The sequence below is a fragment of the Paenibacillus sp. JJ1722 genome (assembly GCF_048282685.1).
Classification (GTDB): Bacteria; Bacillota; Bacilli; order Paenibacillales; family Paenibacillaceae; genus Paenibacillus; species Paenibacillus polymyxa_B.
The window spans coordinates 3786716-3801445 of the sequence record NZ_CP182500.1; the positions used below are offsets into that span (position 1 = coordinate 3786716).

11 protein-coding genes and 1 other annotated feature are annotated in these 14730 nt (G+C 45.3%); of the genes, 3 read left to right on the plus strand and 8 right to left on the minus strand.

What is annotated here, in order from left to right; translation table 11 throughout:
- Window position 1: 1 nt before the first annotated feature.
- Window positions 2–1987 (minus strand): sensor domain-containing diguanylate cyclase, encoded by a 1986-nt coding sequence (locus tag ACM1ND_RS16950; protein ID WP_264453603.1) that lies wholly within the window; start codon window positions 1985–1987, stop codon window positions 2–4.
- 436 nt (window positions 1988–2423) lie between these two features.
- Here ACM1ND_RS16950 and rpsD point away from each other — a divergent pair, with 436 nt between their 5' ends.
- Entirely contained in the window at window positions 2424–3023 is a 600-nt protein-coding gene (gene rpsD, locus ACM1ND_RS16955) for a 30S ribosomal protein S4 (protein WP_025723468.1), read from the plus strand.
- An 80-nt stretch (window positions 3024–3103) separates the two neighbouring features.
- Here rpsD and ACM1ND_RS16960 read toward each other — a convergent pair whose 3' ends face one another.
- On the minus strand, window positions 3104–3973 hold the full coding sequence (locus ACM1ND_RS16960) for an AraC family transcriptional regulator (RefSeq protein WP_076264812.1): 870 nt from the start codon (window positions 3971–3973) through the stop codon (window positions 3104–3106).
- A gap of 199 nt (window positions 3974–4172) precedes the next feature.
- Window positions 4173–5426, minus strand: coding sequence for a tyrosine--tRNA ligase (tyrS, locus tag ACM1ND_RS16965; RefSeq protein ID WP_013310921.1), 1254 nt, complete (start codon window positions 5424–5426; stop codon window positions 4173–4175).
- 66 nt (window positions 5427–5492) lie between these two features.
- Window positions 5493–5759, minus strand: a binding site (T-box leader).
- A 135-nt stretch (window positions 5760–5894) separates the two neighbouring features.
- Here tyrS and ACM1ND_RS16970 point away from each other — a divergent pair.
- The gene (locus ACM1ND_RS16970) at window positions 5895–8918 is read left to right on the plus strand and encodes a penicillin-binding protein 1A (RefSeq protein WP_069080013.1); all 3024 of its coding nucleotides are present in this window, start codon (window positions 5895–5897) and stop codon (window positions 8916–8918) included.
- Window positions 8919–9036: 118 nt separating this feature from the next.
- On the opposite strand, the gene acsA is transcribed toward ACM1ND_RS16970, so the two are convergent.
- Window positions 9037–10752 carry an acetate--CoA ligase gene (gene acsA / locus ACM1ND_RS16975; RefSeq protein ID WP_418026366.1) on the minus strand — a complete coding sequence of 572 codons (1716 nt, stop codon included), beginning with the start codon at window positions 10750–10752 and terminating at the stop codon, window positions 9037–9039.
- A gap of 246 nt (window positions 10753–10998) precedes the next feature.
- On the opposite strand from acsA, the gene ACM1ND_RS16980 reads away from it, so the two are divergent.
- On the plus strand, window positions 10999–11631 hold the full coding sequence (locus tag ACM1ND_RS16980) for a GNAT family N-acetyltransferase (protein ID WP_023989332.1): 633 nt from the start codon (window positions 10999–11001) through the stop codon (window positions 11629–11631).
- A gap of 12 nt (window positions 11632–11643) precedes the next feature.
- On the opposite strand, the gene ACM1ND_RS16985 is transcribed toward ACM1ND_RS16980, so the two are convergent.
- The 4 genes from ACM1ND_RS16985 to ACM1ND_RS17000 form a co-directional block, all read right to left on the minus strand.
- The gene (locus ACM1ND_RS16985) at window positions 11644–12342 is read right to left on the minus strand and encodes a 5'-methylthioadenosine/adenosylhomocysteine nucleosidase (protein WP_068941485.1); all 699 of its coding nucleotides are present in this window, start codon (window positions 12340–12342) and stop codon (window positions 11644–11646) included.
- A 114-nt stretch (window positions 12343–12456) separates the two neighbouring features.
- The gene (gene ccpA / locus ACM1ND_RS16990; protein WP_023989333.1) at window positions 12457–13464 is read right to left on the minus strand and encodes a catabolite control protein A; all 1008 of its coding nucleotides are present in this window, start codon (window positions 13462–13464) and stop codon (window positions 12457–12459) included.
- A gap of 107 nt (window positions 13465–13571) precedes the next feature.
- Window positions 13572–13913: a bacillithiol system redox-active protein YtxJ gene (ytxJ, locus tag ACM1ND_RS16995; protein WP_013310927.1), complete on the minus strand. Its 342-nt coding sequence runs from the start codon at window positions 13911–13913 to the stop codon at window positions 13572–13574.
- 101 nt (window positions 13914–14014) lie between these two features.
- A complete protein-coding gene (locus ACM1ND_RS17000) occupies window positions 14015–14461 on the minus strand; it encodes a hypothetical protein (protein ID WP_023989334.1) in 447 nt (148 codons plus the stop codon).
- Between the last annotated feature and the right edge of the window lie 269 nt (window positions 14462–14730).

The following is a 14730-nucleotide window of genomic DNA, read 5'->3' on the forward strand; positions in this document are numbered from 1 at the left end:
TCTACACATTGGCTACATGATCAACAACTATTCGATTGCGTCCTTCATTTTTCGCTTCGTACAAGGCCATATCAGCGCTATAAAATAAAGATTCAATACTGATCTGCTCGTCCAGCCAGTTCCATTCAGCAATCCCGCAAGAAACAGTCACCTGAGGCTCGGTTTCATGCTGTACACGGTAACGTATTTTTTCTGCATATCCGAGCGCCTGCTGTACCCCCAGCTGCGGTAAATAAATGGCAAGCTCCTCGCCGCCCCATCTGGCACATACATCCTCATCGCGAGTCGCCGAACGAACGATATTGCTGACGCTTTTCAGAATTTCGTCACCCGTCTGATGCCCATACGTATCGTTCACCTGTTTGAATTGATCAATATCTACCAAAATAAGAGATCCACAGAAATCCTTTTCCTGATGTTGCTGAATGATTTGGTCCACATAATGACGTACATACAGACCTGTTAACATATCCATATTAGCCAAACGTCGCACCTCAGCGTGCAGCATAGCATTGGTTACCGCCAACCCGATGTGAGGGGCTAGCATTTGCAGCATTTTGTAATTATCATAAGAGAAAAAGTGTGGAAGCTTGCTGGACAATAGTATAACCCCTCTAGGAGTACCGCTGGTCTTCATAGGTACAGCCATCAAAGACTGGGAGTCCGTCGCATCCATAAAATGAGAGGTTATCTTCCCATCCTTTCTATAGTCCGACACAATCACTGGTTCTCCTGTTTTGCGTATCAGTCCAGCAAATCCCTCTTCATGAGGGTAACTTTCTAATTTTAAGCTTTCCACATTACTCGACATGACCTTAAAACAGCTTCCATCCTGATCAAGCTGTACAATACAACAAAAGTCAGCCATGAACATTTTTAATAACTCCTGCACGGCAAATTCAAATATTTCATTTAACTTCAGGCTCTGATTCAAGCGCTGAACCAGTTCATTAATGAGACGCAATTCATGAATAAGTACATTAGACTGCTCAAGCAGCTTCGCATTTTCAAATGCAGTGCCAGCCGTATCCGCCATCATGGCAATCAGCTCTACATCCACTTTTTTCATACTATCCGCACCCGATGGAAGGATCATATGGAAAACACCGTATACACCCTGCTTGCCACGTAATGGGATGCCGATTTCAGTCATTTCATCTTGTGTACCGACAGGCTCATTCACAGCCATTTGCCCTTTCATAAATGCACGGACGCATACATCTTCGTCCCGTTCATGCAGCAGCAAAGGTTTGACCTGCGGATTGCGACTGTGTCGATCCTGACTCATATACAAGGTGATATCTACATGGGGAAACAAATAGGCGATGCTCCCGAATACCTCATCCAGCACGCCTTCCACGTCAATTTTGTCATGCATCCGTTTTACAATCTGAAATAAAATAGAACGGCGTCTACCTTCACGATCGCTTCGATTCTGCATCCCAAGGATATCTTCCATAAATATATACTCAAACTTCGAGTAAAAGCAGGATTTAAAATGTAAAGCAGCTGCTAACAATGTGTCCTGATTTGAGACAGAATGTTGAGCAGGCCGTGTAAAACGAAGAGCGGCAAAGGGCTCCCTCTTGTAATTACGGCATAGTATGGGAACCATATACACAAACGCAAGGCTTCCATCACGAAGTTTGCGCTGACTCACTTCCATCTCTCTAGATATGCAACAACGTTCGACCAAATCCAAATCCTCGTCATCATCTTCTTCCCTACCAGCAACACGAACACCTATAAAATTAAAAACACCAGTATATTCTTCGTTAATCCAGGATATACCATTGCTCTGCTGTAACCAACTCCGATATCCTTGGACAAGCAGCTGGTTAATATAGGGGAAATCATAGGGTGTCATATCCATGTTCTGGAGCCAGGCAAAAGACGTATATCCTTTATCATCAAACAGCGGAGCACCGCCAGCCTGGACTGTTTTACTGTCAAGCATTTGCTGATCCGTTGTTGAAAATTCCGACATATTAAGGCGCTCCTTCACAGCAAAATTAGCTGTACCAAGACAGCGGCTATACACCACTATAGCTCATAATATGATCTATTTTACTCTCAACTCTAGAAATTTGCATCCATTTTTCAGAAATTCGTCCCACTTTTTTAGTTCTTAAGCCCTATCGACAAATTCTGACGTTTTCATTCTTTTTCTTTTCTTGACATTGACCCACTCTTACATATAGTATATATTAATGAAAAAGACTGTACGGCAGAACTATCTACTGTGCGGATCTTAAATTTTGGGCGTAACAGTTTGTGTCACCCTCATCTTTTTTGTTGCTGACAGGACAGCGGCTGAACTTTTCTGTCAGTAGTGCGTCTTACCTTAATTGGTAGCGCCGAACAAATTGGAGCGCAAAGAGAGCCCCAACTCAAATTTTAATTATGAAGGAGTTAACTCTATAATGGCACGTTACACTGGTCCTAAATTTAAATTGAGCCGTCGTCTCGGTATTTCCCTGAGCGGCACAGGTAAAGAATTGAAACGCCCTTTCCCTCCGGGACAACATGGTGCAAACCAACGGAGAAAAATCAGCAACTACGGTATGCAGCTTCAAGAGAAACAAAAGCTGCGTCACATGTACGGCTTGGGTGAAAAACAATTCCGTACCCTGTTCAACAAAGCTCAACACATGCACGGTATCGCTGGTGAAAACTTTATGTTCTTGCTGGAAAGCCGCCTGGACAACCTTGTGTTCCGTCTTGGCTTTGCTAATTCCCGTGCAGGCGCACGTCAATTGGTAGCTCACGGTCACGTTACTGTGAACGGTAAAAAAGTTGACATCGCTTCTTACCAAGTAAGTCTTGGCGACGTGATCGGTCTTCGTGAAAGAAGTCGTTCCCTGTCTTCCATTAAAGAAGCTTTGGAAAACCGCAACCACTTGGCAGCTTACCTGGAGTACAATGACGCAGCTCTGGAAGGTAAATTCATTCGTTTGCCTGAGCGTGGCGAATTGTCCCAAGATATCGATGAAAAACAAATCGTCGAATTCTACAACCGCTAATCCTTGTATTAGCACCAAAAAGCACCCGAATTTATTCGGGTGCTTTTTTTTATATTCCCTATGCATCGAGCCTGAGGGTTTTATTCAATGGGGATGTATACCTTCATACTCAAGTGATCTGGATAGGAGGAATTCATCACGTCCGTAATTTCAAAATCAGGCCCCTCCCTCCGTTCAAAATTAGAATTAGGAAGCCATGTGCCATAGATAAAGTCTCGTATATTCTGAACCCGTCCATCTGAACCCGAAGCGTCAAACTCAGCATACTTCCCTGCTGGAATCTCCATATATACGAAACCCTCTGCCAGTTCTTTTGACTCTTTTTCAACTGCCTCGCCCACCACAAATGAAAATGCACCGTTGTCTTCAAATCGACAGGCAACCCCATATGACATTCCCGGTGCAATTTTGTTCGGGATAAACATAAAATATTCATTTGCTCCAAAGTGCCCATAAAACCCTGGGATTTCTTTATAGTGCTGCTCATTATTCAGATTTGTTTTATATTCATATCCTACAATTTTAACTGTTTCGAGCTGCAATATCACCGGCTTATTCACATCCAAATCCCCCATCGTATTTTTTTGGTAATCCAGAAAATTGATTTTACTTTGCGCAGGAAACTCGATATCACCGTTACGATACTTCCCAGGGGTGATCCCAAAATTCTTTTCAAAAGCGCGGGTAAAAGCTTCTTGTGAGTTGTACTGATACTCAATAGCAATGTCCAACACTTTTTGATTGGATTGTTTTAGCTGTTCAGCCGCCTCGGACAATCTTCTCCTTCTTATATACTGTTGAACCGTAAAACCCGAAATGGCCTGAAAAACCCGTTGGAAATGAAAAGCTGAAAAACAGGCCTGTGAAGCAATCTCGGCAATTTTTAAATCCTCCCGGAGATTCAATTCAATAAACTCAATCGCACACTGAATTCGTTTAAAATAGTCCATATAATCCTTCCCCGCACTTGTAATTGTTTTGGTTATCTATCCTACACCCAAATTGTGCAACCCACGTTTTCATTATGTATAACTCTTTACCTACATGTTTGATTATTTGTGCTAAGTTTACCATGACTTTTCACTTGTCAGAAAAAAAAGCAACGCTGAGATCGATACAATCTCAGTGCTGCTTTTGAATATATTTTCATTATCCAAGCTTGATTTTAGCAAATTTCCGTTTACCTACCTGCACAATGTCGCCTTCCTTCGGCGTGTATGCTTCGTTCACATCGGTCCATTTCTCTTCGTTAATTTTGACCGAACCCTGCTGAATACTGCGCTTGGCTTCACCATTTGATGCTGCAAAGCCCAGATGAGTCAGCAACTGGATCACACGAATGCCACCTTCTTCTAACTGATCAGCCGTCAAGGTGAACTCTTCAATATCGTCAGGCAGCGCACGTTGCTGGAATACGGTCACAAAATGCTGCTTCGCTGCTTCCTCTGCTTCTTCGCCGTGGTACATGCGCACTAACGTTCCAGCCAGCTTCATTTTGGCATCACGTGGATGTACTGAGCCGTCCTTAACACCTTTCGCCAGCTCTGCCAGCTCCTCGTTGTTGATATCCGTTGCAAGCTCAAAATATTTCAGCATCAGCTCGTCAGGAACGGACATGGATTTCCCGTATATTTCGTTTGGCTCCTCATCAACACCAATGTAGTTCCCCAAACTTTTGCTCATCTTCTGGACGCCATCCAGCCCTTCAAGCAATGGTAATGTAATAGTAGCCTGCGGCTCAACTCCGTATTCTTTTTGCAGGGTTCTGCCCATCAGCAGATTAAACTTCTGATCCGTCCCCCCCAATTCAATATCGCTTTGGAGAGCCACGGAATCCATGCCCTGCATCAGCGGGTAAAAGAACTCATGGATGCTGATCGGCAATCCGTTTTGGTACCTTTTTGTAAAATCATCTCGTTCCAACATACGGGCAACCGTTACTTTGGCCGACAGGGTTACTACATCAGCAAAAGACATTGGCCCTAACCATTCGGAATTGTAGAATACCTTTGTTTTTTCAGGATCGAGAATTTTAAAAATTTGTTCCTTGTACGTTTGTGCATTACGCTGTACATCTTCCTCAGTCAGTTGCTTACGAGTCTCCGATTTACCTGTCGGATCACCAATTCTGCCTGTAAAATCTCCGATAATCAGTTGCACTTGATGGCCTAATTCCTGGAACTGGCGCAGTTTGTGCATAACAACCGTATGTCCGATGTGAATGTCGGGCGCAGATGGATCAAGACCCAGCTTAATTTTGAGCGGCTCGCCGCTAACGACCGATTTGATTACCTTACGCTTCAGCTCATCCTCCGGTACAATTTCCGCCACACCCCGCTGTATCACCTCTAGCTGTCGCTCGACCTCTACCTGTTGCTCCGGCTTCAATTCTTCCCACTTCATCCTGTATACCTCCTATTTTTCATCCAAAATATTACATATTAGACAAACCAAAAAGCCCCTTTCATCCCAAGGGACGAGAAGGAGCTACTCGCGTTACCACCCTAATTAAAGAAACGCATGTCAAAGACAGACATTTCTTTCACTTCATTCCTATAACGGGCCTACACCCGGTACTGGATTACTATGGTAGCTTCGCAAACCTGCAAATGCTTTCCATTCATCCAGACAGCTCCAGACGGTAATTCAAAGGAGGGACGCTACCGATTCACACCACCCATCGGCTCTCTGTACAACGTGAATCCGCCTTCTACTGAAGTCTTTCTCTGCTTTTCACGATATTTACTTTGACCTATTTATAACACACTGCTTTTATGTAGTCAACGACACCAAAAGACAGGCTTTTTAGCATATGGGTTCATTTTGTAATTTTATGCTATAATAATGGCTGTTATAAAGGAGGAAGACTTAATGGTTGAAGAAAAAAACAATGTATCAGCGCCAAAGCCTTCCCGCTTGAGGACAACCATGCGAAGGCTCGGCCGTGTCATAAAGTGGGTCATCATCATCGGTTTTATGGGGGCACTATTTGCAGGGGGGGCCGCCGCTGGCTATGTCGCTTCTATTGTAAAAAGCGAACCCGTGCGTTCCAGATCCATGATCCTACAGGAAGTAGATAAGAATGCAATTACAGGCTTCGCTTATTTCAATGATGGCTCTCCCATCGGACAACTTCGGACAGAAGAAGATCGAAGACCTGTCACGTTTAAGGAGATTCCACAACTCGTCATTGACGCAGTCATTGCCATTGAAGATAATCATTTTTATGAGCATAAAGGTGTCGATTTGTCGGGAACGCTGCGTGCTGTGAAGCAAAAGGCGCTGCATGAATCCGTACAAACCGGGGGGAGTACCCTCACCCAGCAGCTTGCGCGTCGTGTCTTTCTAAATCTCGATCGCACGGATGACCGCAAGGTCAAAGAAATTTTGCTGTCTCTGCGCCTTGAGCGCTTCCTGAGCAAGCAGCAAATTATTACGGCCTATCTCAATAAAGTACCTTTTGGTAACGGTTCAAGCGGTTACAACGTCTTTGGCATTAAAGCAGCGGCCAAAGGTATTTTTAATGAGAATGATCTGAACGAGATTAATGTAGCCCAGGCCGCCTATCTGGCAGGTTTGCCACAGCTTCCTTCTTCTTATTCTGCTTACAACGGTAAGGGCGAGTTTAATGAAGCTGGCTTTAAAAGAGCCATCAACCGCCAGCACCTGGTGCTCAGTCGAATGCTGGAGGAGAACAAAATCAATAAAGCACAGTATGATGAAGCGATGGCTTTTGATATCAAAAAATCTCTCGCACCACGCACTGTTAAAGCTTATAACACCTATCCATACCTTATGATGGAAACAGAACGACAGGCTGCGCAGGCACTCATGTCTGTCACCAATCCGGGTCAAGCAGCTAATGCCAGTGCAGATGCCAAGACCAAGGACGATAACGATTTACTCAAAGAAGCTGAACAGCAGCTTCGCACAGGCGGTTATATGGTGTACACCACCATTGATAAGAGCGTCTACAAATCTATGCGTCAAATTGCAGAAAATAAAAACAACTTCTCTGCCACTAGTAAAACCAAGGGTGACGAACAAGCAGCGGCTATTCTGATTCAGCATAAAACAGGCGCCATTCTTGGAATGATGGAAGGTCGGGACTTCCAAAAGGAGCAGATGAATTATGCCACGCAGATGGTACGTCAGCCAGGTTCGGCAATGAAACCGATTGCTGCCTATCTCCCTGCATTGGACAGCGGTCTTGTGCAGCCTGGTAGTATCGTGGATGATGCCCCTATTATTTTGAAAGATGGCAGTAATGGATATCACATTCCGAAAAATGCTAACAACCGCTATCAAGGATTGGTTACGGCGCGTTATGCACTGAATCAATCGCTAAATACGATAGCACTCAAGCTGTTTAACGAAAAAGTAGGGATTAGCAACGCTTGGGCTTTTGCTAAAAAACTGGGTATCACCACCTTGGAATCCAGTGATAACAACGCTCAAACGGGTGTACTTGGCGGCTTGGCCCATGGGGTGACTGTCGAGGAACTCACGAATGCATATGGAGCCATTCCAAATGGCGGTGTGTTTAATGACGCCTATATGATCGAAAAGATTGTGGATTCGCAAGGCAATATTGTATATAAGCATCAGGCTAATCCTGTGCAGGCCTTCTCACCGCAAACCGCCTACCTGATGACGGATATGTTGCGTACAGCCGTGTCGGAAGGCACAGGCAGACTGGTGAAGCGGAACTTTGATCAATCCGGCAAGATTCCGATTGCCGGCAAGACAGGCACTACGCAATCCTACACTGATGTTTGGTTCGAGGGCTTTACGCCTGACGTCACGCTGGGTGTATGGGTTGGTTACAAGCAACCTGTCAATAAGCTTGAAACGAAAGTCCAAAAAGAGCGGGCTCGTCGCTTATGGGCTCTAATCATGAATGAAGTAACAGCTAAAGATGCCCAGCTGTTCCAAACGGACAGCTTCAAGAGACCTGACGGCATTGTAAGCCGCACAGCATCCGCGTATGGTTCGGACATTTATAACAGTAAGTATCCACCTAAAAACAGTGAAAATGGTGTGAGCCGTGCGAAATATATTACCTACCAAGGTGTGAATTATATTCCACGCGATGGTACACCGGATGATATGTTATATGAACGGACCGTTAGAAAACGGGAAAAGCCCATCTCAGAATTGATTAAAGAGCTTCAGCAAGCCTTCAAGGTGATGAGACGACATAATTCGTTGTCCTACTATCTGCCTCAGGATGCAGATAAGGAAGCTCCTACTCAGATTGATCCACGCAAGGACGATGGAGCAGCCCCTAACGCTCCATCTAGCGTCAACGTAAGCTATAGTGACGGCAAAGCCATAATCAGCTTTAGCCCAAGCGGAAACAGCGACGTCGTAGGATACCGTCTGTATCGTTCTACAGATGGGGGCAGCTTCCAACGGCTTGGCAAGGTTGTTATGGCTGACGGCTCCAAGGTGTTCTCTGACAGCCCTGGGGGCAGCAGCTCCAGCTACTACGTGACCGCCGTTGATGTAGGCGGCCATGAGTCTGGGCCAAGCACGAAAGCAAGCGCAGCACCTGTGGTGCCACCTGCAGATTCTGAGTCTCCAGACGTTCCGGGCGAGGGAGATGGAACAGGTGCACAGCCTACAGAGGTTCCTACTGCCCCTGGACAGCCTCAAGCTAAAGCCGCTGGCTCATCCGTAGCGCTCCAATGGAGCGCAGGTAAGTCTGCGGACGCTATTACAGGCTATAACGTGTATTACAGCGAAAGCGGTGCGGAGCCTTTTACAAACATAGGCTCTACCGCATCTCCCAGCTTTGAATATAAGTCGGGGAAAAAGCCAAAAGGCTGGTTTCGTGTCACTTCCATGAATGCCATGGGGGAATCGGCTCCTTCCGGAGCCGTCCGTCCATAACAGAAGACAAAGCAGAAAGTGATAGGGTGAATATGAGATTCACCCTATCAAAAAGGGAGTCCCCTTAGCCATTAAGGCTTTGGAGACTCCCTTTTTTAATTCTAATATGCACAGCACTTCAATCCTCTATGGTAGATAAGTCACCTGTAGGAAGGTTAAGCTCCCAGGCTTTCAACACGCGTCTCATAATTTTACCGGAACGGGTTTTGGGTAGCTTTTCCTTAAACTCAATTTCGCGTGGAGCAGCATGAGCAGACAGCCCTTCCTTAACGAAGCGATAGATGTCCTGCTGTAAAGCTTCAGACGGTGCATAGCCTTCACGCAGTGCAACAAAAGCCTTGATAATCTCTCCCCGCACGGTATCTGGTTTTCCAATGACTCCGGCTTCCGCTACTGCAGGATGCTCCAGAAGCTTGCTCTCCACCTCAAAAGGGCCAATTCGCTCCCCGGAGGAGTTAATGACATCATCAATCCTACCCTGAAACCAGAAATATCCGTCCTCATCCATGTAAGCTGAATCACCCGATACATACCAACCGGGAAAGCGGAAATATTCCTGAAACTTGTTCGGATTGTTCCATATACGATTCATCATGGATGGCCATGGTGTACGGATCGCCAAGTGGCCCATCCGGTCAGGAGGCAACACCTGCCCTCTGTCATCCAAAATAGCAGCCTGAATACCTGGGAGTGGCATTCCCATCGAACCCGGCTTAATTGGCAGCTCAGGGTAATTACAGATCAACTGTGCTCCTGTTTCCGTCATCCACCAAGTATCATGAATGCGCTGTGTATACACTTGCCATCCCCATCGCACCACTTCTGGATTCAGCGGTTCCCCAACGGATAATACATGCCGTAGACTGCTAAGATCATATTTGGAAACAACCTGCTCCCCTGCGCTCATCAGCATCCGAAACGCTGTAGGAGCACTATACCATATGGTCACTTCGTGACGCTCAATCGTGCGGTACCAGTCTTCCGGGCTGAAACGCCCCCCACGAATGACATTCGTCGCTCCATTTAGCCATGGAGCAAAAATACCGTATGATGTTCCCGTGACCCAGCCAGGATCAGCAGTACACCAATACACATCATCTTCCCGCAAATCCAGCACCATTTTGCCAGTATAGTAATGCTGAATCATCGCATTTTGCACATGATACACGCCTTTGGGCTTGCCTGTTGAGCCTGATGTATAGTGAATAATTAATCCATCTTCACGATTCAACCATTCTGGCTCAAGTTCCTCTGAGGACATAAGCATTTCTGTCTCGAAATCGATAATTCCCTGCTCGCGTGCATCCATATCACCAACCACAAAAATATGTCGCAGCTCAGGAAGCTCCTCACGTTTTACCCGTGACAGAAGCGCAGGTGTGGTCACTAATGCCACCGCCCCACTATCCTCCAATCGATCCTTAACCGCAGTTTCCATAAACGCCTCAAATAATGGACCGACAACAGCTCCAACCTTTAGAACACCAAGTAAACTAATAACCAGCTCGGGTGAACGTGGCATGAAAATAAACACCCGCTCCCCTTTACCAATACCGTATTTCCGCAGCACATTTCCGAACCTGTTAGAACTAGCACGAAGCTGAGAGAAGGTGTAGGTTTCGTGACGGTTTGCGTCACAATACAATAGTGCCGCTTTCTCACCTCGTCCTTCCTGTACATGTCGATCAATGGCTTCATGTGCCATATTTACCTTGCCTGTTTCATACCACGTAAAATGACGCTCTGCATCCTCCCACTGAAAGTTGTTGTAAGCTTGTTCATACGGGCCCATGTTGGATGTGGGAACTACAGTCTGGAGTTCTTCAATCTTCATACGTTCAGCCTCCTCACAATGGATTAATGAGAATCACACAGAACAAGATAACGCTTACAAAATAAATAAAGCAGACGAAATCCTTTGGTGTACTGGTTGATTTAAGCACTTAATTGTGAACATTTTATGTCTAAAACAGTATATCATAGGTCAGGATGTGACGACCATCCTTTTCATTTAATTGTTTTTTTGCTATAAGTAGGGGATATGAGGAACGAGCTCATGGCGAACAAGGAGGGCGTACACATGCAGCATTTAAAACTGTACCACTTGGACACGCTGGATCATAACGGACAAACAATCTATGTAGAAGGCCCCGTATCCGCGGATCAACTGCGTTCATTTCAAATGCACAAGCAATTAGATGCCTTTCGCAAACCAAAGGAACAGTTCGACGCGTTGGTGGATATTTCAGAACTGCCAGAAGGCAGAATTATCATTGCCCACAACGGGGAAACCCTTCTGGGATATGTTACTTTTCATTACCCAGATGAGATGGAGCGCTGGTCGGAAGCTGGCATGAAGGATTTACTGGAACTTGGAGCTGTTGAGGTAGCCGATGACTATCGTGGTCTGGGCCTGGGTAGCCGAATGATTCGGATTGCCTTTGAGGACAGACAACTTGAATCCTATATTATTTTTACCACCGAATACTATTGGCATTGGGATTTAAAAGGCAGCGGTCTCTCCGTATGGGAATACCGCCGCATGATGGAACGTCTGATGAAAACTGTAGATATGGTCTGGTACGCCACGGATGATCCTGAAATATGCTCACATCCTGCTAACTGTCTGATGGTACGAATGGGAAAGGATGTGCCCCTCGCATCACAGGAGCAGTTTGACCATATCCGGTTTGTCCGAAGATTCATGTATTAAAAAATTATACCCTTATCCCAAATGCTTGAGCATGAACTCCACAATACGATGCGAACGATGTGAAGCTTCTACCGTAAATTCAGCATAATTAACGTGAGCCGATCCATCAGCCTTATCTGACATAGATCGTAGGACAACATAAGGCACAGCGTTCATATGAGCTGTCTGAGCCACAGCTGCACCCTCCATTTCGGTACAAGCACCGTCCATTTCCTGATGCAATGCAGTCACTAACTCACGATTTGCAACAAATTGATCGCCAGAAAGTACCTTGCCGACAATATACCGATCGCCAAACGATTTGCAGGCTTGCTCAGCTAGACTTGCAAGCTCGGGATCAGCCACAAACTCTGAGGTGTCCTGATAAGGAATGACCCCTCTGGCATAACCCAAAGGCGTTACATCCATATCATGCTGCATACATGTTGATGAGATGACAATATCCCCAATGTTTAAATCGGGATGAACTGCCCCTGCCACTCCCGTAAATATAATCTGTTCTACACCAAAATGATCAATCAGGATTTGTGTTGTTACCGCAGCATTAACCTTGCCTACACCGGATTTGCAGACAACGACTCTTTGCCCGTGAATGATTCCTGTAGTGTACGTGATTCCAGCCTTGACCGTCTTGCTCGCTTCCGTCATCGCTGCCAGCAGCAATTCAATTTCTTCATCCATAGCACCCATTAATCCGTAAAGTCGGCTCATTACGCATCCCTCTATTCTTGGTTTGATGATGATGTCCATAAGAAGCTTTATATCCGCGAAAAAAGCTCCATCAAAGGAGCTTTCATCGAAGGTATATCCTATTCAGCACTGCATCTAGTCTAAATAATTAACTGACAACCGCAAAATAGTTTCATGCGGCAAAATAACGCGAGGGTTCTCCACGTTTTCCTTTTTCATCAGCTTGGTCAGCAAACGCATCGCTACCGCACCCAAATCGTACATCGGTTGCGCGACGGTTGTCAGCTGAGGACGAACCATAGAGGCCATACGAATATTGTCAACACTGATTACCGAAAAATCATCAGGAACTTTCAAACCCTCATCCTGAATACTGTGGATCGCACCAATTGCCATTTCATCCGTAGCAGCAAAAATCGCACTTGGCTTCTTCTTCAGGCCGAGAAAATATTTCATTGCTTCGACACCGGATTCATAACGGTAGTTCCCGATTCGCACGAGATCCTCCTGATAATCAATTCCGGCTGTTTCCAGTGCTCTCTTGTAACCTTGGAAACGTGCATAGCCGTTTGCAGGGTCTTGAAGCGTACCACTGATCATTGCGATTTGACGGTGTCCATGGCGGATCAACGTGTTTACTGCATCAAAAGCAGCGGCTTCATGGTCGATATCGACCGAAGGATAGCTTCCTTTTTCATCACTCGTTGCACATAGAACGATAGGGACCGCAGCTGTATGGAACGCCTGAATATGCTCGTCCGTTACTGTACCACCCATGAACAGAAGACCATCCACTTGCTTTTCAAGCAATGTGTTGATGACACGAATCTCTTTTTCTTTTCGCTTGTCGGCATTACACAAAATAATATTATAGTGATACATATTCGCTATATCCTCAATACCGCGCGCAATTTCTGCAAAAATTGAGTTCGATATATCGGGTATAACCACGCCGACGGTCGTTGTCTTCTTGCTGGCCAGACCTCTAGCGACCGCATTTGGGCGATATCCCAATTGTTCAATCGCTTCGTACACTTTCTTGCGGGTCTGAGGTTTCACATTAGGATTATTGTTAACTACGCGGGACACTGTGGCCATTGAGACACCAGCTTCGCGAGCTACATCATAGATCGTTACCGTCACATTCCTTCTCTCCATTGCCAATAAATTTTCAACCGAATCCTAGATCAACTAATTAGAACCATGATACGACAAAATACTACTTTATGCAACGACAGCACACATTCTATCTATGTGAGATGATCGTGGAGTGCACGGGCTGTAATATTCGAATGGGATGTATGCCAAACAGCCTCTCCGCCCTTGATTAAAATGGCCTGCGGGGATTCATGCTTCACCTGAAGCCTGTCCGCGGTTTCATTGGACACCGGCCGATCTTCTACTACATAAATGATACCGTATTCAATATTTTCGTTGGGAGCGCCATGCAAATAGGACTCCACTTCCTGATATGCGCCTGCACTTATCGGACAACGTGTGCTATGTTTAAAGAGAAGCAACGGCTTGTCTGATGACGCTTCCAGAGCCGTATTTAATTGTTGAACAGTAGTCATTTTTGTCATCGTCGCCATTGGATATACATTCCTTTCTGTGTCTTGTCGTATGGCCTATTCACATCGTAACAAAAAGAACATGTAAAATCCAATGGTGACCATGAAAATTTTCATATTTTTTAGTTTTTTGTATTCGTAAATACCGATTCACTGGTAAAACCGGATAATTGAACCAATTTTTTCTCTACATCATTCATCCAATCTTCGTCTCCCAGACTTCTCGCATAGCGATAAAGATCCAGTAAGAGATTAATTCGAAGCTCCATGCGCTCCTCCAAAGCAGATTGCCAATCCACATTGGGATTGTCCGCTTCCTCCAATACAAGCTTGCGAATTATTTCTGCCAGTTCATTGTTGCGAGCAAAAGATATTCTCCGTGCCGTAGGTTTGCTCCCTAGACTTTGTAATAGTGCCTTAATGTCCTTCGTCACATGCTGCAAAACCTCACTGGAAAAGCATGACGAGCATGAGAATACAGGGACGTGCAAAATTTCAACCTTGCCCGCATAGATTACCTTTCGCAGTTCCAGTCCCATCGGTTTGCCACATTGACATTGCTTCTGCATTTAACCACCTCATTACGTAGGATCAAACTATACGAGGATCTCATCAGAATCCAAATATATCTATCTACTAGTCTAATAAATAATTGTTAACTCCATTAAATCTATCATACCTTGTTTTATTTCGACTTTGGGACCTCAAATCCTTCCACAGATTGCAGCTATGAACAAATTACCAAAGCTTTTGGCGGGTCAGAAAATGACGACAATTGCTGTCAAAGAGCAGACTACTAACATAAGAATCTGCGAAGGAATGGACTTCGAGCGTTCTT